Source organism: Pseudochelatococcus sp. G4_1912 (assembly GCF_047501465.1).
Taxonomy (GTDB): Bacteria; Pseudomonadota; Alphaproteobacteria; order Rhizobiales; family Beijerinckiaceae; genus Pseudochelatococcus.
Genome location: NZ_JAZDRL010000002.1, coordinates 367,048 through 386,190 on the forward strand (window position 1 = coordinate 367,048; position 19,143 = coordinate 386,190).

A 19,143-nucleotide genomic window follows, 5' to 3' on the forward strand; every position below is an offset into this window, starting at 1 on the left:
TCATTAACGGCTATTGCAATCTATGAACCGGCAGATGCTTAGGAAAGTCATGCTCCGACAGCTCCTTCCCCGCAGCTTGAACGCTGCCAGTGTCTTCAGAAAATTTGGCAAGACTATCGGTGGCAGCGTTATAGGCAGCCTGCTGGTTATCGCTTCACCCGCTGTGGCACAGCAAAGCCAGCCAAAGCATGCTGCTCGTGCGGTCGTGGAATTATTTACCAGCCAAGGCTGTGCTGCTTGCCCGCCAGCCGATGCTCTTATGTGCGACTATGCCTTTGATAGCGGCATTGTTGTGCTCACAATGCCTGTGACGTGCTGGGATTATCTGGGCTGGCGCGATACTTTGGCCAATGAAAAGTTCACCAAGCGCCAGCGCACTTACGCCAAAATGCGCGGTGAGCGCCGCATCTACACACCGCAAGCGGTCATCAATGGTGATGCGCATCTATTGGGCTCAGATGTCGTTGCCATGAGAAAAGCCCTTGCGCCTATCACCCCGGCTGCTGCCATCGCCTCTACTCCCGCATTGCCACTAGCAATCGATATTATTCCTGAGGGTGAAGGCTTTCGCGTCAACATCACACCATCAATGGCAAGCTCCCCGGAAAATGCTTCAATCATACTGGCCCCATTCTATCGGGCACAAACGGTGGCGATTGGGAGCGGAGAAAATAAAGGCAGCATACTTTCGTACATGAATGTCGTACGCGATCTCGTGCCGCTCGGTACAATGCCAACAACTGCTGCACCCAATACACCTGTTACGCTGAGCCTACAGAATATCGAGGCAATGCCGGATAACACGGATGGGTTTGCTATTCTCGTGCAAAGCGGAAGCACCGCAACTCCCGGTCGCATGCTGGGTGCCGCTACTTTCGTATCGGCAAGAGCGCAGTCTCTACCGATTAATTAAAGCCAGCCTAAAGCAGCTTGCGTTCAATTTGATTATTCAAATGAATGCCAGTTGCGCTGAAACATAGAAATTGGAGCGCTGTTCTGATGCTCAGAACGTTTAGCGCTTTAAACACCCGCCTGCGCTAGTGCTTCAGGAGAGGCAGGCTGAATTTCTACGGACTCGCCACAACCACAAGCGGATGTCTGATTGGGATTATTGAAAACAAAACCGGACGACATTTTGCCGACTTTGAAATCCATCTCCGTGCCAAGCAGAAAAAGTACGGCTTTAGGATCAATAACCAGCTTCACGCCCTTATCTTCAACCACATCCTCACCCGGGACGATGCTTTGCGCATATTCCATGGTGTATTCCATGCCCGCACAGCCACCTTTTTTGACACCAAGGCGCACTGCTTCAACGGGCGTATCGGAATTTTCCATAATTTCGCGAAGCCGCTCAGCTGCAGCCTCGGTTAAGCTCAAAACCTGAAAGCGCGGGCGCTTCCTGGGTGCGGGTGTTTCTGTTACTGGCGCATCTTGCGATGTCATTGCGATAAGTCCTTCAGCTAGGGTTCAAGGCCCCGCAAAAAGCATGTTGCTTCTCAAGATAAGCACGATTGTGCTCATCGTCGAGAGGCTCACCACATATCAAGCGCAACCCGTGCTTCATCCGACATGCGGCTCTGATCCCATGGCGGGTCAAATACCATGTTAACGGTCACACTCTGCACACCTGGAATAGAGCCAACCGCATTTTCCACCCAGCCAGGCATTTCGCCAGCTACAGGGCAACCGGGAGCGGTGAGTGTCATGTCGATATCGATGTTGCGATCATCACCAATATCAACGCGATAGATCAGGCCAAGCTCGTAAATATCGACCGGAATTTCGGGATCGAACACGGTCTTCAGCGCAACGATGATGTCTTCAGTCAGCCGCTCAACCTCACCTTCAGGCAGGGCAGAAACGTTTTTGTTATTTTCGTCGCTCACAAAGAACTCCCAAAGATCACGCGATGAATATCAGGCAAAAAGCTGCTCTGCTTTTTTCAAGGCCTCAACCAGAATGTCCACCTCTTCACGCGTATTGTACAGCGCAAACGAGGCGCGGCATGTGGCTGTTGTGCCAAAGCGCTTCAGTAGCGGCTGCGCACAATGTGTACCAGCACGTACCGCAACGCCAGCGCGATCAATAATAGTGGCCACATCATGCGGATGCGCTCCGCGCATCTCGAACGATAAAATAGCCCCCTTGTCACGCGCACGCCCTATAATCCGGATGGAATTCAGCGCTCCAACTTGCTGATGCGCATAGTTTCGCAGCTGAATTTCATGGTTCAGCACCGCACTACGCCCCAATTGATCAACATAGCGAAGTGCAGCCGCCAGCCCGATTGCCTCAACAATCGGCGGCGTACCAGCCTCGAAACGATGCGGAGGCGTGTTGTAGGTTACGGTATCGAGAGTGACGCTCTCGATCATTTCGCCGCCACCATTAAAAGGCGGCAGCGATTCCAGCCAGCGTGCCTTGCCATAAAGTACGCCAATGCCCGTTGGTCCATAGACCTTATGACCGGTGAAAACGTAAAAATCCGCATCGAGATCGCGCACATCAACGGGCAGATGCACTGCACCCTGGCTGCCATCGACCAACACCGGAATGCCGCGCGCATGTGCGATACGGACGATATCCTTGATCGGCAAAATGGTGCCAAGCACGTTCGACATCTGTGTGATGGCGACGATTTTCGTGCGGGATGTCAGCAGCGCCTCAAACTCATCCAGCAAAAAATTGCCGTCGTCATCCACAGGCGCCCACTTCAGCACAGCCCCCTTGCGCTCGCGCAGGAAGTGCCATGGCACGATATTGGAATGATGCTCAAGAATCGATAGGACAATCTCATCGCCCTCTTCGATATGCGCACGTCCAAAAGCGTCAGCTACGAGATTGATTGATTCCGTCGCTGAGCGCGTAAACACGATCTCATCCGTGCTTTCCGCATTCAGAAAGTGACGCACGGTCTCACGCGCATCTTCGAAAGCTTCTGTCACCGCATTGGCGAGATAATGCAACCCTCTATGAACATTGGCATATTCATGCTCATAGGTGCGGCTAATCGCATCGATAACAGCACGGGGCTTCTGTGCGGAAGCAGCGCTATCCAGATAGACCAGCGGCTTGCCATAGACTTCCCGCGACAAAATCGGAAAATCTCGGCGTACCGCCTCTACGTCATAACTGCCAGTCGTTACCGCGCTGTTCATAGATCCCTCGTTTCAGCACTACCGCTCGTTTGTGCAGTGCACACGTTGTCCATAAACCCACACTTATGGAAGATTTGCTACCCTTTTTACCGCAACGGCGCTAACCGCCTCACGCATGGTCTCATCTGTAATGAGTTCAAGCGCTTCGCCGATAAATGCCTGCAGCAGTAATGCTTCAGCTTCAGCTCGCGGAAGCCCGCGCGCCATCAGATAAAACAGCAGTTCATGGTCCAGCTCGCCACAGGTTGCACCGTGTGCGCATTGCACATCGTCTGCCCAAATTTCGAGCTCAGGCTTGTTATTCATTGTCGCACCCGGCGACACTAATAACGCAGCCGACATCATACGACCATCAGTTTTCTGCGCATCAGGACGTACAATGATTTTGCCCTGGAACACACCCGTCGCATCGCCTGCGATAACGGTTTTGAACAGCTCCCGACTCTCACCACCAGGCACAGCATGATCGACAACAAGCGTTGTATCCGCGTGCTCATTGCCAGATATCACCGTTATGCCGCCAAGAGTGACATGCGCATTTTCGCCTTCATAGGCCACAAACAACTGATGACGCGAGACCTTCGCCCCTGCCAATACATTGATAGAGTGGAAGTCTGCCTTGGCACCAATCACGGCTGTGAGCGTGGACATCGCCAGCGCGTCAGATGCCTCAGCATTCACCCGTACGTGCTCGACACGCGCGTTATCACCGATAACAAACTCGACCACGCTGTTAGGCTGCACGGCAATCGCGCTCTCGTGCGTTTCCACGATGGTGAGGGAAGCCCCCTTATCCACCACCACCAAAACACGCGGCGCGGTCGCAAATGGCGCTTCACCCTGGTTGACGAATCGCAAATGCAGAGGCGTCGCAATAGCCTGCTCTTCAGCCACATGCACAATGACGCCATCAGTCAGAAACGCAGTGTTCAGCCCAAGCAACGCATTGCCTCGCGCCACTTCAACCCTGTTCAGATTGCTGAGCGCCGGATGATTCTCGGCCAACGCTTGCGCAAACGGGATAACCGCCACGCCCTCTAGCGCGCTATCCGCACCTGCCAGATAGCCATTGACGAAATCAATTCGCGAGGCCGATAGGTCCGTAAAAACCTCTGCCTTCTCAAGGCCTTTCGCCATCTCCTCAGCAGACGGACGCAATGCCAGAGGAGCGGCTTCATGCATCAGGGCGCGCAGATCAGTGTATTTCCACTCCTCCACCCGCCGGGTCGGCAAGCCATCACGCTCGAACGAGGCGATGGCACCAGCGCGATTCAGCTCAATGCCGTCCCCACTTGGAAGATCGCCATGCAAGGCTTGAAAGTGCGCGACGATCTGATTTTCGGCTGTCGTGCGTTCAATTTTTGGACGAGTGGGCGCGATATCGGTCATGTCAATCTCACGCCGCCTCGGTTGCATATTCAGCATAGCCGCTAGCTTCCAACTCAAGCGCCAGCTCCTTGCCGCCAGAACGCACGATGCGCCCCTTTGACATCACGTGCACGGTGTCGGGCACAATGTGGTTCAGCAGGCGCTGATAATGGGTGATGACCAGGAATGAACGCTTAGGATCCCGAAGCGCATTCACACCTTCCGACACAACGCGCAGCGCATCGATATCAAGACCGGAATCTGTTTCATCCAGAATGCAGAATGTTGGCTCAAGCAGCGCCATCTGCAGAATTTCCATCCGCTTCTTCTCACCACCAGAGAAGCCAACGTTCAGCGCGCGCTTGAGCATTTCAGGATTGATCTGCAGATGCTCAGCCGCCACCTTCACGCGACGCATGAAATCAGGCGTCGTCAGCTCAATCTCGCCGCGCGATTTGCGCTGTGCGTTAAGAACCGCCTTGAGGAACGACATGGTAGCAACGCCAGGGATTTCCAAAGGATACTGGAACGCCAGAAACACACCCTTGGCCGCACGCTCATGCGGATCCATCTCAAGAATGTTCTCACCGTTGAGCAGCACTTCGCCTTCAAGAACCTCATAATCATCTTTACCGGCAATAACATAGCTCAGCGTTGACTTGCCTGATCCATTCGGGCCCATGATGGCGGCCACTTCACCATCCTTCACGGTCAGGTCAAGACCGTTCAGGATGCGATTGCCTTCTATTTCCACCACCAGGTTTTTGATTTCGATCATTTTTGTTTCCCTTAAATCCTTCATAGTGACGCCGGCAAGGCTGGGTGCCTCAATCATCAGGCAGCAACCAACCCCCCTTCGGTGTCGACGATTATCCCACTGAACCTTCAAGGCTGATCGAAATCAGCTTTTGCGCCTCGACAGCAAATTCCATAGGCAATTGCTGCAGCACTTCCTTGACAAAGCCATTCACGATCAAAGCCGTCGCCTCTTCAGCATCAAGCCCGCGCTGGAGGCAGTAAAACAGCTGATCATCCGAGATTTTCGATGTTGTGGCTTCATGCTCGAAGATAGCGCTGGCGTTCTTCGATTCAATGTAAGGCACCGTATGCGCCCCACATTTATCGCCTATCAGCAGCGAGTCACAATTGGTGAAATTGCGTGCACCCGTCGCCCGCCGATGCGCAGACACCAAACCACGATAGGTATTCTCAGACCGCCCGGCCGCAATACCCTTCGAAATGATACGGCTGGAGGTATTGCGCCCCAGATGGATCATCTTAGTGCCGGAATCGACCTGCTGATAACCGTTCGATATCGCGATGGAATAGAACTCGCCCTGCGAATTATCGCCCCGCAAAATGCATGACGGATATTTCCACGTGATCGCCGATCCGGTTTCGACCTGCGTCCAGGAAATCTTTGAGTTCTTGCCCCGGCAATCGCCACGCTTGGTGACGAAGTTGTACACGCCACCCTTGCCCTCTGAATCGCCCGGATACCAATTCTGCACGGTGGAGTATTTAATTTCGGCATCATCCAGCGCGATAAGCTCAACAACGGCTGCATGCAGCTGATTTTCATCACGCGCAGGCGCGGTGCAGCCCTCAAGATAGCTGACGTAAGAGCCCTTATCTGCGATGATAAGCGTGCGTTCAAACTGTCCCGTATTGCGCTCGTTGATGCGGAAGTAGGTGGACAGCTCCATGGGGCAGCGCACACCTTCCGGCACGTAAACGAATGATCCGTCCGTAAACACGGCAGAATTCAACGTGGCAAAGTAGTTATCCGTCACAGGTACCACGGTACCGAGGTACTTCTTTACCAGCTCTGGATATTCGCGGATAGCCTCGGAGATCGGGCAGAAAATCACACCCGCCTTGCGCAACTCTTCCTTGAAGGTTGTGACGACTGACACGGAGTCAAACACCGCATCCACAGCCACCCGGCGTGAAGGCTCAACGCCCGCCAGTATCTCCTGCTCACGCAAGGGAATGCCAAGCTTCTCATATGTTTTGAGAATTTCGGGATCGACCTCATCGAGCGATTTAGGCGCAGCATTCAACTTCGGAGCTGCATAATAGTACAACTCTTGATAATCGATCTTTGGATAATTCACGCGCGCCCAGTCTGGCTCACGCAGGATGACCCAGCGCCGATAGGCATCAAGGCGCCATTCCGTCATCCACTCAGGCTCGCCTTTTTTAGCCGAGATCAGGCGAACGATATCCTCATTCAGGCCCTTCGGGGCCTTATCGACCTCAAGCACAGTTTCGAACCCGTACTTATACTGATCAACATCGAGCGCGCGAACGCTATCGATGGTCTCCTGCACCGCAGACATCACACAACTCCTGTCGCAGTTTCAAGGACTGCGGGTTGTTATGGCACGCATCACGTCAAGCCGCATGGCGACCTTTCTGACGGGATATAAGCATGCCAACGGCTTTTTCCAAAGCCGTCACGAAAAATTCAACATCGCTCTCGCATGAGGACCAGCCAAAACTGACCCTTAACGCTCCTTCCGCCACATCTGGCGCCACCGACATGGCTTCAAGCACATGCGAGCGCCGAACCTTGCCGGAAGAACAGGCCGATCCGGAGGAAACCGCGACACCAGCGAGATCAAGCGCCATCAGCATCGTTTCCGCCTTTAGCCCCGGCACCGCAAAGGCACTGGTATTACCAAGACGAGGCGCTTCCCCACCAAACAATACTGCTTGCGGTAACATAGCAAACAATCGTTGTTCGAATCCATCACGCAACGAATATAAGCGCGCTGGATACGCGTTGATGTCGTTCAATGCAAGCTCTGCGGCCACGCCAAAGCCTGCAATGCCTGCAACATTCTCTGTACCAGCGCGTCGTCCTCGCTCCTGTCCACCGCCACGCACAAGCGGCGCGCCAAGGTCCACCCCATGGGCTGCAAGTATAAGCGCACCAACACCTTGCGGCCCGCCGAGCTTGTGCGCCGACAGCGTCAGCATATCAACACCAAGCTCCCCGATATCGATCGCGATACGTCCGGCCACCTGCACAGCATCCGTATGGATTATCCCGCCTGCATTGTGCACAAGCGCTGCAATCTCTCTGATGGGTTGCAGCACCCCTGTTTCGCTGTTCGCCATCTGCACGCTGACAAGGAACGACGCCTCAGGCTCATTCTGCACAAATGAGGCCAGCCTATCAGCAAGCCATTCAAGCTGCAGCACACCTGCCTGATCTACGGGAATGCGCTCAATATACTCGGACGCGAACCCTCCTCCCGCCAGCACGCTGGGATGCTCTGTCGCGCCAATAAAAAGTCGCGTTATCGGGCGCGACGCTTCAACCTTACAACCGTTGATAGAGCAAGCACCGGTAAGCCGCACAAGCGGCGTCAATGCCATTGTATTGGCCTCGGAGCCGCCAGCGGTAAAGATGACATCTTCGGCCCGCGCACCAACAAGCGCCGCGACTTGCGCGCGCGCATCCTCAATCCGCTTATGAGCCGCACGGCCTTCCGTGTGCACCGATGACGGGTTACCGCATTGCGCAAGCGCCTGCGTCATGGCGGCCAGCACCTCAGGGCGCAAAGGGGCCGTTGCATTGAAATCGAGATAAACTCGCGCTCTCGTCATTCGATCAGCTCTCTTGCAGCTTCAATACAGGCACAGACATATTTGCACGGATGCACGCTTGCGTAACCATTTCAACCATGCCCTCCCAATCCGTTGTCGCAATATGCTTGCTTTTCCCCCCCACCATTGTGGTACAGAGACTGCATGATATGTCACGTAACGTTATGTCAGAATAATCATTCAGGAACTAATGTAGCAAAACACCAGTCTCTGTAATGCATATTCTGGCGACTAATGCGTTGTCGCTTCAAATTTTTGCTTTGGCATTCAATCCATGTGGCTGATGCTGTAACTGCTAAAATTAAATAGAGCAACGCGCACTAAAGGCCAAGCTGTCATGCCCATCACTTCGACAGTCCCTTATCTGCCCACTCGCCATAATATATGGGCCTTTGCGGCAGCAATTGGATGCAGAAGCTGTGGCACTTCGTTTCTTTACTAATGCGTAAGCTGCATTACGCATCGTCAGAGTAGTTGCATTGTTGCTTAAATATAAGCCATGCTGCAATCTGCTCTAAATTCTATAATTTTCCGCAACTTACGTTCAGTTTGAGATCACACTGAACGCAAACTGCTATATATGGTGTTAGATGCCTGAGATCATTTTTTCCGGTCCATCCGGTCGCATAGAGGGACGTTATCATCCTGCCAAGGAAAGGGGCGCGCCGATTGCACTCATCCTGCACCCGCACCCACAGTTCGGCGGCACAATGAACAACCAGATTGTTTACAATCTGTATTACACGTTCGTGAAGCGTGGTTTCTCGGCATTAAGGTTCAATTTTCGTGGCGTTGGCCGCTCTCAAGGCAATTTTGACCATGGTGCAGGCGAGTTGTCGGATGCAGCTGCAGCGCTTGATTGGGTGCAGTCCGTAAACCCGGAAGCGCGCAATTGCTGGATCGCAGGCGTCTCCTTTGGCGCATGGATCGGCATGCAATTGCTGATGCGCCGGCCAGAGGTCGAGGGCTTCCTGTCAATTGCAGCGATGGCAAACCGTTATGATTTCTCGTTCCTGGCACCATGCCCTTCATCGGGCCTGTTCATTCACGGCGAGCAGGATCGTGTTGCCCCCCTGCGGGAAGTGATTAGCGTCATCGAGAAGGTGAAGACGCAAAAAGGCATCCTGATCGAGCATGCAATCATTCCTGGCGCGAACCACTTTTTCGATGGTCAGGTCGAGCCATTGATCGCAACTGTGGATTCATACCTTGATAAACGCCTGGGCCCTGTTGCATCCGAAGAAAATGCGTGACAAATAATGCATGATAACCTTAGGCGTTCGGCAGATTGACGAATGCCTAAAGGCTCGGTGCAGGATATTGTACCGTGCACATCAGATGCGGACGTGGCGGAATTGGTATACGCATGGCACTTAAAATGCCACGCCTCTGGCTTGCGGGTTCGAGTCCCGCCGTCCGCACCATATTATAGAACAACATTTCCGTTGAACTATCGGTTGGCTGCAACCTGCACCTGCAGGATGGAAGCGAGAAGCTCATCCTGCAGTGAGCAATACCAGAATTATTAACATGCCCAAAGCCATGGCAATTGCTGCAATTATAAAAGCAGGATAGCCGAACAGAACAATCAACAAAAGCCAGATCATTCCCAGATTGGCTGTAAACCACAGCTTGGCCGACAACCCTCCGCGAACGGCATCTCGCAATAACCAGCCCAACAAGGGCAAGGAATAGGCAAACCTGAGCAACATCGCATTTTCCTTACAGCAACAGCTTGTATAGCCAGGATATCCAGCCCCTGTTGCTACTTACAGAAATTGAGATTGCTTAAATGACGGTCTCTAGCAAGAGGATGCATTGTCGCAGCAAAATGCACAAAGGTCAGGCAAAGAACACTCTGCCTGACCTCACCAAAGCGCCAGCTAAAAGTAATGATGCTTTCCAGAAACATCCATTGCTTCAAGCCTATCAATTTCAATAATTGGCCTGAATCGAGATGCTATCGCGCTAGCCGTGATGGAGAAAACGGTGGAGTTGAAGGGGTGGAATGCTGCGCTACGGTCCGATCAGCTAAACTCGTACCCCCATCACTAATGCCCTTAGGGAGAGTAGACTTAGCAAGCACTGGCGATGTCCCAGATGCAACTGTAACATTCCGCCCCCAAACCTGCCCACTACCAGACGATGCGACGTTATTGCCCGTCTGCATCTGAACAGAACCAATCGTATTCGCAGTTGAATTGCCACTAATGCTCGACATGAATACACCTCTTCAAATATATACATCGCCACGATGATATAATCAGAACTCAAATTCGCACAAATGCTTCCTCACCTGTTACGTTTGAGATAACAACGCGATCATGATCGCCGCGAGAGAGCGCTTCAAACAACGACCCCTTCAAGAATTCAATTTGATCTACAGCAGCCCTCAGTTTTTCCTGAAAACGCTCCTGCGTCAGATCACTAAGCGGCACAATGTCTGACCATACGATCTGACCGTGCTGCTCATCAACCGTCAGCGCTCCTTCTCCGTTAAATACGGAATAGTGGCATTCTGCTGATAAACGGCGGAAAAACCCGTCATCGTTCGTTGGGATGGAGCCAAGCGGCCCATAAATTACAAATGCATCTCGCGATCCATCGTAAAGGATGTTGAGCGCATGATCATCAAACATCAAGCCCACAAAGCCTTGTTCGCCAAAGGTCAAGCCGGAAAGACCAATATACTTTCCAAAACCCGACAAAAGCGTTTCCGCATCCAAAGAGACCGCTGCACGAACATCGCTCATCAAACTGCTCCTGAACTTTAACTCAAGCCCAAAACCCTCATTACCAAGCGAGTAGCTTAATATATGCGAGAAATGGGGAATTACAAAATAGATTCAGCTGACAATTATGAAATAAATGTCACCTCGTTTTGCATAGAAAAACTCAACACTCCTAAATGCTGACAAGAAAGCAAGATTTTCTTAAACACTACACACGGGTAAAATTTGAATATGCGTACCTAATATTTTCTAATGTTACCTCAAAAACGAAATATGTCAACAGTCCGCCATTTTTAGCACCTTGATGGCCCAAAATTGCCATATTTTCAACACGCTTGCCAAACGCAATCCAGCTGCGACTCTGTTGCGCTACTCGAAAAGCGAGAGCCGTAATATAATGGTTGGTAATAAGCTTAATTATTTAAGCTCTTATTTTCGCGCATGCGCACGGAGTGTTTCATGGAAGAAGATGCAGGGCGCAGAGCGCAGATTATTGCTGAGATTACGGCTCAGACTGGTATAGACGACAAGATGATCTCGGATCTCGTCGATGTCTTTTATGGCCGTGTACGTGAAGATGCAGTGCTCGGCCCAATCTTTAATGCGCATGTGTCGGATTGGGATAATCACTTGTCCCAAATGCGCCTTTTCTGGTCGTCTGTCGCACTTATGAGCGGTCGGTATCATGGGCGACCGATGCCAAAGCATATGAATCTGCCTATCGACTCACGACATTTTGATCTCTGGCTGAAACTCTTTATGCAAGTGGCGCAAGATGTATGCCCGCCAAAAGCCGCTGAGCACTTCATTGAGCGCGCACGCCGGATTGCCGAAAGCCTTGAATATGGAGTGGCTGCAAAAAACGGCGCCATACTTAAACGCGATGAGCGCTTTATCAATCCGCAATTATCAACTGAAGTTGCGCTCGAAGATACCAGTCCCCCTCCCCGAAAGGTGGCAGGAGGGAGGGCATAAGTCCTTAGGATGTGTAGTTTTTAATGATTTTTGAGACAGCGAGGCCAGAAACAGGAGCGCCTCGTTCAAATTTGCGCGTCCATCTTAGTCAACTTCTGATTCTCATTACCTCGAGCGCGGATGTTCTGCTAAGAATCAGAATTGCGCTCTAATCTTTATATTTTACTGCAACTTGCTCCAGAACATCGCGCGATAAATAATATCCGCAGCGATGCCCTTTCTCTGTGCCTGCATTAAACCCTAGGATGATATCCATTCTGGTTTAATATTGTAGACCTTAAGCCTTCTTCACAAACTCGGTTTTAAGCACCAGACCTCTGACTTGCTTTGTATTTGCTTCCACTTCACCAGCATTTCCATTGAGGTGGATGTTTTTAATCATGGTGCCACGTTTCAATGTCTCTGAGGTGCCCTTCACCTTCAGATCCTTGATCAGGGTGACGGAATCCCCATCCGACAGCTTCGTTCCATTGCTATCCTTCACGATAACTTCGTCACTCATAACTCATTTCCTTTTTCTACATTGACGCCCACATCCACCGGATTGATATCATAATGGCGTGAGCAGAACTCGCACGTCACACCAATCCGCCCATCATCCCCCACCATGTGCTGGCGGTCGTCATCATCAAAACTTTTCAGCATTGTCAGGATACGCTCCTGATCGCACCGGCAGGCTTCATGCACGGGCTGGGTATCAAATACCCGCACTCCGCGCTCGTGGAACAGCCTGAACAGAAGCCGCTCACTCGATACGGTTGAGTCGATCAGCTCGTGATCTTCCACTGTATCGACCAGCAGATGGGCTTCCTGCCAACGATCATCGGCACTTGCCTCCTCGGCGCCGTTCTCGTCGACATTGATACCCTGGTCCTGCAGAGCATCAGCAACGTTCCCTGCTGCCTGCGGCAGAAACTGCACCAACAATCCGCCAGCACGATAGCCCATGCGCCGCGCATCGCCCACACCCATGATTTCCTCGCCAACGGCAAGGCGCACCCGTGTTGGAATCTGCTCCGACTGCTGGAAATAAGTATGCGCGACATCTTCAAAGTCGCCCCCTTCCAGGGCGACGATGCCTTGATAGCGCGCCATATCTGCGCCCTGATCAACCGTTAACGCCAAATGACCCCGTCCGAGCAATGTGCCCGTCGATAGATCGCCAGCAGCTTCCGCAGCATGTACACGCTCCGCATCGAAACGGGCATAAGCGCGCAGACGATCTGGTGCATCAAAGTCCACCACGATCATCTCAATCGGACCGTCAGAACGCGTCTGCAGCTGGAACTGTCCGGTGAACTTGAGTGCCGAGCCTAATAACGCCGTCAGCGCCGCCGCTTCACCGACCACCCTTGCAACCGCTGGCGGATATGCATGCCGTGCCAGGATCATATCGATCGCATGACCCAGGCGCACAACGCGCCCACGCACATCCAACCCCTCAACCGCGAAAGGCAATACGCTGTCATCCACGCCCCCGTGCGTGGCTACATTTTTTTCCTGAGCATTCATAGTTGTGCGCCTCCATGCGGTGCGACAACATCTGCGATATCAACACCCAAGCACCATGCCATCACGCCTTTTTGCGCGTGTAGCCGATTTTCAGCTTCATCGAATACCACCGATTGCGGACCATCCATCACCGCATCCGTTACTTCTTCACCGCGATGCGCAGGCAGGCAGTGCATAAATATCGCGTCTTTATTGGCGGCCGCCATCAATTTTTCATTCACCTGATAGGGCCGGAGCAGATTATGGCGATAGCGTTCATCATCATCGCCCATCGATACCCAGCAATCAGTAATAACCGCATCCGCGCCCGCTACTGCCTCAAACGGATCCTGTGTCACCAGAATCTCATTGCCGTGACGACGTGCCCAGTTCAACAACTCCGTGCGTGGCCCAAGATCAGCAGGTGCCGCGACCGCTATTTTGAAGTCAAACTTTACAGCTGCATGAATCCAGGACGTGAGCACATTATTTGCATCCCCCGTCCACGCTACCGTGCGGCCATTGATAGGGCCACGATGCTCTTCAAATGTCATCAGATCCGCCATAATCTGGCAGGGATGCGACAGCTTGGTAAGACCATTAATGACCGGAACCGTCGAAAATTCAGCAAGCTCCAACATCGCAGCATGATCGAGAATACGGATCATAATCGCATCAACAAAGCGTGACAAAACACGTGCTGTATCGGGAATGGACTCACCTCTTCCCAATTGCATTTCTGCGCCTGTCAGCATCAGCGGCTCGCCGCCCAGCTCACGGATACCGACATCGAATGACACACGCGTGCGGGTGGAGGGCTTGTCAAAAATCATCGCCAGCACTTTGCCATCCAGCGGACGGTTAGCCTGACGTGCGCCCTTGACCCGGCGCGCCTTGATAGCCGCACCCAGATCAAGCACCGCACGCAATTGCTCACCGGTGAAATCCGTGAGATCGAGAAAGTGGCGCACCCCTTTGCCCGCCGCTGCGTTGACGTTAGTCATTCTGCGTTTCTTTCTACTTAGTCTTGTCTACTTTTGCGCGCTGAGCGTGGCTGCAACGTCATTCAGCCGCACAAATGCTTCGCTGATTTCCGCCTCGCTGATAGTCAGCGCCGGCAGAAGACGCACAACGTTATCGCTAGCTGCAATCACCACAAGTTGATGTGCGAGTGCTGTTTTGACGAAATCAGTGTTCTGCACCTTTAATTTGAGGCCCAGCATCAAGCCCTCACCCCTGACATCCTCAATGACATCCGGATAAGTGTCTTTCAGTTGAGCAAGACGCTGGCGTAAAAGACCGGCCTTTGCCTGCACGCCATCCAGAAAACCTGGCGCCAGAATTTCATCCAATACCGCATTGCCAACAGCCGTCGCCAGCGGGTTGCCGCCAAACGTTGTGCCGTGCGTGCCAAGCGTCATGCCCTTGGCAGCTTCACGCGTGGCCAAGCATGCGCCCAGTGGGAAGCCACCGCCAATACCCTTGGCAATCGCAATAATATCCGGCTTGATGCCCGACCATTCATGTGCGAACAGCTTACCCGTCCGCCCCACACCGCTCTGCACCTCGTCAAGGATCAGCAGCAAGCCATTGTCGTCCGCAATCCGGCGCAGAAGGCGCATATCATTGGGAGACACCGAGCGAATGCCGCCTTCGCCCTGCACGGGCTCAATCAGAATAGCGCCCGTCTCTGGTGTGATGGCAGCAGCAAGCGCCTGCCAATCACCGAATGGCACCTGATCGAAGCCTTCAACCTTAGGTCCAAAGCCTTCAAGATGCTTCGCCTGACCACCAGCTGCGATCGTTGCCAGCGTACGTCCGTGAAACGCGCCCTCAAAAGTAATAATGCGGAACCGCTCTGGATGACCGCTAACCGCATGGTACTTGCGCGCCATCTTGATCGAAGCCTCAAGCGCCTCAGCACCTGAATTGGTGAAGAACACCATATCAGCAAAACTGGCATCCACCAGCCGCTGCGCAAGCTGCTCAGCCTGCGGAATCTGGAACAGGTTCGAGACGTGCCAAAGTTTCTCAGCCTGTGCCGTCAGCGCAGCCACCAGACGCGGATGGGCATGCCCAAGCGCATTCACGGCAATGCCCGAGCCCAAATCGAGGTATCGCTTGCCGTCACGCGCCACAAGCCATACACCCTCACCCGTTTCAAAAACAACCTCGGCCCGCGCATAAGTCGGCAGAATTGGCGACGTCACAGTATGATACTCCAAGCATGAAAGTAGCCCACGTGGAATACGCAGACCAGCATGGCAGCTTTTGCGCCAGAATGGCGAAACGTAAGGCACTCAAACAGTTTGCGTTATCTGATAGCAATGCAATCAATCTGCATTCCAAGCTGATCCCTCAACTCTAACGCACGTCATTGCACCACCTCGCCGTTTGTCCACCAGCCCTTAAAGCTGGCTGCCCACGCACAGACACCCAGTTGCAAGATGGACAACAGAAAAAGCCGCCCTAAGGGCGGCGACACCTGCAATTTAAGGGCACCAGCAGTGACATTCAAGTTGATTTTGCCATCACAGCAAGTTTTTGTTTCAACGTCAGTCCACGATAACTGCAGTTCCGTCCGCTAGGCTACGCTATTTTCGGGTCAATGAGGCACTTGTCTTCATGAGCGTAGTCAGGACACAGCCAGTATCGATTTTATGCCTGTGAGTAACTTTTTTACGTCACTGCCATTAAATAGCCTGCATTCACAGGCTTTTTCGCAACATCAAACATTTGTTTACGATCTCTCCTGTGGGAAAATGCGCGCTGTTGCACGCAAGACTCTTGCCGGGGAGTCACGGCATATTGTAGTTTCCCGTTTAATGGCCACGATATGTCGTTCGGCCTTCTTCCTCTCGGCGTTTTCCTCTTAGGTAGAACGTTGCATCTGGCGATCATTCATTTGCCGGTGAGATGTAGGATTCCGTTCGAAGCGCGGCACGATGGAGCATTATTTATGAGCGATCCTGGCAATACCTGGACTGATGAACGCGTTGAGCAACTGCGTAAACTCTGGGGCGACGGACTGAGCGCAAGCCAGATCGCCACTGAAATTGGTGGCGTCAGCCGAAATGCAGTGATTGGCAAAGTGCATCGTCTTGGCCTATCGGGACGCACGAAGACGCCTGTTGCAGCAACAACTGCACGCCCGGCTCCACGTAAAGCACCGGCACCAGTGCCTCAGCCAACGGCACCGGTTGCTCGTCAAGCGGCGCCTTCATCAGCATCTGTTGCTACACCTGCACCGGCCCCACGGCCGATTGCAGCTGCGTTCGGAAATACCGCCCTTGCTGCTGCTCCTGTTGCTCCAGCGCCTGTTGCTGCGCCTGCTATCCGGGAATTTCCTGTTGCGCATGATAACGTCGTTGTACCGCTGTCTGAGCGCGTGACGATTATGGATCTGCGTGAGTTCATGTGCCGTTGGCCTGTGGGCGATCCGACATCACCAAACTTCCGTTTCTGCGGCGCACGTTCGTCTACGGGCATGCCTTATTGCGCACACCACGCGAGCATCGCTTACCAGCCAGTGATGGAACGCCGCCGCGATCGCAAGCGCGCATAACTGCGTGACATAGGCAACACCTGCTAATCGAGTGTTTGCAGTTAGCTACAAGAATGTAAAAGCCGCCCGGCATCCGAGGCGGCTTTTTATTTGCGGCATACTATCGCGTCAGGATGAGTTAAAACAAAGTAGCCATCGCTCCAGCAGTACAGACAACCACCACTTGCAAGCCCCCCAAATAAAACCGTGCAAGCACATGACCGCAGGATGCGCTCAGCTTCGTGTCAGGGGGAGCCAAAAATGGTAGCGATCAAAAACCGGCTCGCAACATACATAAGCACGTGAGCCTATGGCGCACAGACAGTCATCACATGCAGACCACTAAAAAGGAACCGCTGCAAGCACACGAACGCAGGATGTGTTGAGCTTCGCGCCAGGGTGAGCCGAAAATGGTAGCGATCGAGAACCGCCTCGCAACATACATAAGCACGTGAGCCTACGGCGCAGAGACAGTCATCACATGCAGACCACTAAAAAGGAACCGCTGCAAGCACACGAACGCAGGATGTGTTGAGCTTCGCGTCAGGGTGAGCCGAAAATGGTGGTTTTCGAGAACCGGCGCGCAGCGTACATAAGTACGTGAGCACCGGAAGCGCAGAAAGCCTCCATTTGCAGGCCACCATGGCGCGAAGATCAATACATCCTGGAGAAGGTTTCATCGAAGGAGTAACCCGCACCGCGTACGGTGCGGATGGGGTCCTGGGTGCGCTTGGTGTTGATGGCTTTGCGTAGACGGCCAACGTGCACATCCACGGTTCGCTCATCGATATAGACGTCATGCCCCCAAACGCTGTTGAGCAATTGCTCGCGGGTGTAAACCCGGCCTGGGCTTTGCATCAGAAATTCGAGCAGCTTGAATTCCGTCGGGCCCAAATGGAGCTCATGACCACTGCGACGCACACGGCGGGTTTCACGATCAAGCTCAATATCGCCTGCCAGCAGCAATGTCGCCACCTGGCTGGGCTTTGCGCGCCTTAGCAGGGCGCGCACGCGGGCGAGAAGCTCTGGCACGGAAAAAGGCTTCACCACATAATCATCAGCTCCGGTAGCAAGGCCGCGAATACGCTCCCCCTCCTCACCGCGGGCTGTCAGCATGATGATCGGAAGACGCTCAGTCTCAGAACGCGCACGCACACGGCGGCACAATTCGATGCCAGAGATACCCGGCAGCATCCAATCGAGCAGAATGAGATCGGGCGCCTGCTCTCTGAGCCGTATTTCGGCATCATCACCACGCGCCACGCTATCGACAGAATAACCTTCGGCTTCAAGATTATAACGAAGGAGCAGCGTTAGTGCTTCCTCATCTTCAACGATCAGAATACGCGGTCCTGCCATCATATCCTCGTGCCATCGCCAAACTCGTTAAGCATGCATCATAAGGCCTGCCATGATGCAAGTAAGGTATTTTGTCAGAGCGATGCGGTTGTCGCAAAGCTTGTGGTATCGCCCTTGGGGCGCTCTGCCGCGAGGGTCTCACCAGTGGTCAGGAAGTAGATTGTCTCAGCGACGTTTGTCGTGTGATCGCCGATCCGCTCAATATTCTTGGCCAGGAAAAGAAGATGCGTACAGAAAGTAATGTTGCGCGTGTCTTCCATCATATAGGTCAGCAGCTCACGGAAGATCGAGTTATAGAGCGCATCGATCCGTTCATCGCTGTTCCATACTTCCAGCGCCTTCTTCTCATCGCGCTGGGCATAAGCATCAAGCACGTCTTTCAGCTGTGCCTGCACGAGGTCACTCATGTGCTGCACGCCACCAACGATCTTCGCAGGCTGCAACTCATTGCTGATAGCCAAAACGCGCTTCGAGGTATTTTTTGCCAGATCGCCAATCCGCTCGATATCACCCGCAACCCGAATGGCGGAGATGATATCGCGCAGATCCACTGCCACCGGCTGGCGCCGTGCGATGGTGACAACAGCAAGCTCTTCAATTTCACGTTGCAGATTATCAAGACGCACGTCTGCATCGATTACCTGCTGGGCAAGGGCGCTGTCGCGACGCACGAGGGCACGCGTGGAATCGTCCAGCATTTTTTCGGCGATACCGCCCATTTCGGCGATCTTGCTACGCAAGAGTTCGAGATCGGCGTCAAAAGCAGTTACGATATGTTCGGCCATTGCCAAATACCCCTGTACAGAAACAGTGCAGGCACTTGCCACCTGCGTCTTAGACTTTGCATCAAATCAAAAAGTGGATACCGCTTTTTGAATAAACCTGATGCACTAAC

General features: G+C 53.1%; 20 protein-coding genes and 1 tRNA gene. 5 read left to right on the plus strand and 16 right to left on the minus strand.

What is annotated here, in order from left to right; genetic code table 11:
* Nucleotides 1–49 precede the first annotated feature (49 nt).
* Complete coding sequence (locus tag VRZ32_RS08925; protein ID WP_414525390.1) at nt 50–913, plus strand: DUF1223 domain-containing protein; 864 nt, start codon at nt 50–52, stop codon at nt 911–913.
* Between the two features lie 107 nt (nt 914–1,020).
* Here the strand turns inward: VRZ32_RS08925 and VRZ32_RS08930 are convergent, their stop codons facing one another.
* From VRZ32_RS08930 to VRZ32_RS08960, 7 genes are all read right to left on the minus strand, one after another.
* On the minus strand, nt 1,021–1,446 hold the full coding sequence (locus VRZ32_RS08930) for a HesB/IscA family protein (protein WP_414525391.1): 426 nt from the start codon (nt 1,444–1,446) through the stop codon (nt 1,021–1,023).
* Between the two features lie 89 nt (nt 1,447–1,535).
* A complete protein-coding gene (locus tag VRZ32_RS08935; protein WP_414525392.1) occupies nt 1,536–1,889 on the minus strand; it encodes an SUF system Fe-S cluster assembly protein in 354 nt (117 codons plus the stop codon).
* A 30-nt stretch (nt 1,890–1,919) separates the two neighbouring features.
* Nucleotides 1,920–3,161, minus strand: coding sequence for a cysteine desulfurase (locus VRZ32_RS08940; RefSeq protein WP_414525393.1), 1,242 nt, complete (start codon nt 3,159–3,161; stop codon nt 1,920–1,922).
* Between the two features lie 63 nt (nt 3,162–3,224).
* Nucleotides 3,225–4,550: a Fe-S cluster assembly protein SufD gene (sufD, locus tag VRZ32_RS08945; protein ID WP_414525394.1), complete on the minus strand. Its 1,326-nt coding sequence runs from the start codon at nt 4,548–4,550 to the stop codon at nt 3,225–3,227.
* A gap of 7 nt (nt 4,551–4,557) precedes the next feature.
* A complete protein-coding gene (sufC, locus tag VRZ32_RS08950; protein WP_414525395.1) occupies nt 4,558–5,307 on the minus strand; it encodes a Fe-S cluster assembly ATPase SufC in 750 nt (249 codons plus the stop codon).
* Between the two features lie 91 nt (nt 5,308–5,398).
* The gene (gene sufB / locus VRZ32_RS08955; RefSeq protein ID WP_414525396.1) at nt 5,399–6,871 is read right to left on the minus strand and encodes a Fe-S cluster assembly protein SufB; all 1,473 of its coding nucleotides are present in this window, start codon (nt 6,869–6,871) and stop codon (nt 5,399–5,401) included.
* Between the two features lie 55 nt (nt 6,872–6,926).
* Nucleotides 6,927–8,147 (minus strand): cysteine desulfurase family protein, encoded by a 1,221-nt coding sequence (locus tag VRZ32_RS08960; RefSeq protein ID WP_414525397.1) that lies wholly within the window; start codon nt 8,145–8,147, stop codon nt 6,927–6,929.
* A gap of 590 nt (nt 8,148–8,737) precedes the next feature.
* On the opposite strand from VRZ32_RS08960, the gene VRZ32_RS08965 reads away from it, so the two are divergent.
* Both VRZ32_RS08965 and VRZ32_RS08970 read left to right on the plus strand, forming a co-directional pair.
* Nucleotides 8,738–9,400 carry an alpha/beta hydrolase gene (locus tag VRZ32_RS08965; protein WP_414525398.1) on the plus strand — a complete coding sequence of 221 codons (663 nt, stop codon included), beginning with the start codon at nt 8,738–8,740 and terminating at the stop codon, nt 9,398–9,400.
* A gap of 87 nt (nt 9,401–9,487) precedes the next feature.
* Nucleotides 9,488–9,571: transfer RNA gene (locus VRZ32_RS08970), tRNA-Leu, on the plus strand.
* A 72-nt stretch (nt 9,572–9,643) separates the two neighbouring features.
* Here VRZ32_RS08970 and VRZ32_RS08975 read toward each other — a convergent pair.
* The 3 genes from VRZ32_RS08975 to VRZ32_RS08985 all read right to left on the minus strand — a co-directional run bounded on the left by VRZ32_RS08975 (nt 9,644) and on the right by VRZ32_RS08985 (nt 10,900).
* The gene (locus VRZ32_RS08975; RefSeq protein WP_414525399.1) at nt 9,644–9,859 is read right to left on the minus strand and encodes a hypothetical protein; all 216 of its coding nucleotides are present in this window, start codon (nt 9,857–9,859) and stop codon (nt 9,644–9,646) included.
* A gap of 248 nt (nt 9,860–10,107) precedes the next feature.
* Nucleotides 10,108–10,368: a hypothetical protein gene (locus tag VRZ32_RS08980; protein WP_414525400.1), complete on the minus strand. Its 261-nt coding sequence runs from the start codon at nt 10,366–10,368 to the stop codon at nt 10,108–10,110.
* 49 nt (nt 10,369–10,417) lie between these two features.
* Nucleotides 10,418–10,900 (minus strand): type III secretion system chaperone, encoded by a 483-nt coding sequence (locus VRZ32_RS08985; protein ID WP_414525401.1) that lies wholly within the window; start codon nt 10,898–10,900, stop codon nt 10,418–10,420.
* Nucleotides 10,901–11,338: 438 nt separating this feature from the next.
* Between VRZ32_RS08985 and VRZ32_RS08990 the strand changes: the two genes are divergently transcribed.
* Nucleotides 11,339–11,854 (plus strand): group III truncated hemoglobin, encoded by a 516-nt coding sequence (locus VRZ32_RS08990; protein WP_414525402.1) that lies wholly within the window; start codon nt 11,339–11,341, stop codon nt 11,852–11,854.
* A gap of 277 nt (nt 11,855–12,131) precedes the next feature.
* Here the strand turns inward: VRZ32_RS08990 and VRZ32_RS08995 are convergent, their stop codons facing one another.
* The 4 genes from VRZ32_RS08995 to VRZ32_RS09010 are packed head-to-tail and all read right to left on the minus strand — an operon-like array spanning nt 12,132 to nt 15,555.
* On the minus strand, nt 12,132–12,356 hold the full coding sequence (locus VRZ32_RS08995) for an alkylphosphonate utilization protein (RefSeq protein ID WP_414525403.1): 225 nt from the start codon (nt 12,354–12,356) through the stop codon (nt 12,132–12,134).
* The gene (locus VRZ32_RS09000) at nt 12,353–13,366 is read right to left on the minus strand and encodes an Hsp33 family molecular chaperone (RefSeq protein ID WP_414525404.1); all 1,014 of its coding nucleotides are present in this window, start codon (nt 13,364–13,366) and stop codon (nt 12,353–12,355) included. The genes VRZ32_RS08995 and VRZ32_RS09000 overlap by 4 nt, the downstream gene beginning before the upstream one ends.
* Nucleotides 13,363–14,349: an ornithine carbamoyltransferase gene (gene argF, locus VRZ32_RS09005; RefSeq protein ID WP_414525405.1), complete on the minus strand. Its 987-nt coding sequence runs from the start codon at nt 14,347–14,349 to the stop codon at nt 13,363–13,365. Before argF ends, VRZ32_RS09000 begins: the two co-directional genes overlap by 4 nt.
* Nucleotides 14,350–14,376: 27 nt before the next feature.
* Nucleotides 14,377–15,555, minus strand: a complete 1,179-nt coding sequence (locus VRZ32_RS09010; RefSeq protein WP_414525406.1) for an aspartate aminotransferase family protein — start codon at nt 15,553–15,555, stop codon at nt 14,377–14,379.
* Between the two features lie 749 nt (nt 15,556–16,304).
* Here VRZ32_RS09010 and VRZ32_RS09015 point away from each other — a divergent pair.
* Complete coding sequence (locus tag VRZ32_RS09015; RefSeq protein WP_414525407.1) at nt 16,305–16,910, plus strand: GcrA family cell cycle regulator; 606 nt, start codon at nt 16,305–16,307, stop codon at nt 16,908–16,910.
* A gap of 633 nt (nt 16,911–17,543) precedes the next feature.
* On the opposite strand, the gene phoB is transcribed toward VRZ32_RS09015, so the two are convergent.
* Nucleotides 17,544–18,251 carry a phosphate regulon transcriptional regulator PhoB gene (gene phoB, locus VRZ32_RS09020; protein WP_414525408.1) on the minus strand — a complete coding sequence of 236 codons (708 nt, stop codon included), beginning with the start codon at nt 18,249–18,251 and terminating at the stop codon, nt 17,544–17,546.
* Nucleotides 18,252–18,322: 71 nt separating this feature from the next.
* Nucleotides 18,323–19,033: a phosphate signaling complex protein PhoU gene (phoU, locus tag VRZ32_RS09025; RefSeq protein WP_414525410.1), complete on the minus strand. Its 711-nt coding sequence runs from the start codon at nt 19,031–19,033 to the stop codon at nt 18,323–18,325.
* Nucleotides 19,034–19,143 lie beyond the last annotated feature (110 nt).

What these genes read in the sequence shown, in the direction of transcription:
- VRZ32_RS08925 (WP_414525390.1), top strand. Translation starts at nt 50, where the DNA reads ATGCTCCGACAGCTCCTTCCCCGCAGCTTGAACGCTGCCAGTGTCTTC.
- VRZ32_RS08930 (WP_414525391.1), bottom strand. Translation starts at nt 1,446, where the DNA reads ATGACATCGCAAGATGCGCCAGTAACAGAAACACCCGCACCCAGGAAG.
- VRZ32_RS08940 (WP_414525393.1), bottom strand. Translation starts at nt 3,161, where the DNA reads ATGAACAGCGCGGTAACGACTGGCAGTTATGACGTAGAGGCGGTACGC.
- sufD (WP_414525394.1), bottom strand. Translation starts at nt 4,550, where the DNA reads ATGACCGATATCGCGCCCACTCGTCCAAAAATTGAACGCACGACAGCC.
- sufC (WP_414525395.1), bottom strand. Translation starts at nt 5,307, where the DNA reads ATGATCGAAATCAAAAACCTGGTGGTGGAAATAGAAGGCAATCGCATC.
- sufB (WP_414525396.1), bottom strand. Translation starts at nt 6,871, where the DNA reads ATGTCTGCGGTGCAGGAGACCATCGATAGCGTTCGCGCGCTCGATGTT.
- VRZ32_RS08960 (WP_414525397.1), bottom strand. Translation starts at nt 8,147, where the DNA reads ATGACGAGAGCGCGAGTTTATCTCGATTTCAATGCAACGGCCCCTTTG.
- VRZ32_RS08965 (WP_414525398.1), top strand. Translation starts at nt 8,738, where the DNA reads ATGCCTGAGATCATTTTTTCCGGTCCATCCGGTCGCATAGAGGGACGT.
- VRZ32_RS08975 (WP_414525399.1), bottom strand. Translation starts at nt 9,859, where the DNA reads ATGTTGCTCAGGTTTGCCTATTCCTTGCCCTTGTTGGGCTGGTTATTG.
- VRZ32_RS08980 (WP_414525400.1), bottom strand. Translation starts at nt 10,368, where the DNA reads ATGTCGAGCATTAGTGGCAATTCAACTGCGAATACGATTGGTTCTGTT.
- VRZ32_RS08985 (WP_414525401.1), bottom strand. Translation starts at nt 10,900, where the DNA reads ATGAGCGATGTTCGTGCAGCGGTCTCTTTGGATGCGGAAACGCTTTTG.
- VRZ32_RS08990 (WP_414525402.1), top strand. Translation starts at nt 11,339, where the DNA reads ATGGAAGAAGATGCAGGGCGCAGAGCGCAGATTATTGCTGAGATTACG.
- VRZ32_RS08995 (WP_414525403.1), bottom strand. Translation starts at nt 12,356, where the DNA reads ATGAGTGACGAAGTTATCGTGAAGGATAGCAATGGAACGAAGCTGTCG.
- VRZ32_RS09000 (WP_414525404.1), bottom strand. Translation starts at nt 13,366, where the DNA reads ATGAATGCTCAGGAAAAAAATGTAGCCACGCACGGGGGCGTGGATGAC.
- argF (WP_414525405.1), bottom strand. Translation starts at nt 14,349, where the DNA reads ATGACTAACGTCAACGCAGCGGCGGGCAAAGGGGTGCGCCACTTTCTC.
- VRZ32_RS09015 (WP_414525407.1), top strand. Translation starts at nt 16,305, where the DNA reads ATGAGCGATCCTGGCAATACCTGGACTGATGAACGCGTTGAGCAACTG.
- phoB (WP_414525408.1), bottom strand. Translation starts at nt 18,251, where the DNA reads ATGATGGCAGGACCGCGTATTCTGATCGTTGAAGATGAGGAAGCACTA.
- phoU (WP_414525410.1), bottom strand. Translation starts at nt 19,033, where the DNA reads ATGGCCGAACATATCGTAACTGCTTTTGACGCCGATCTCGAACTCTTG.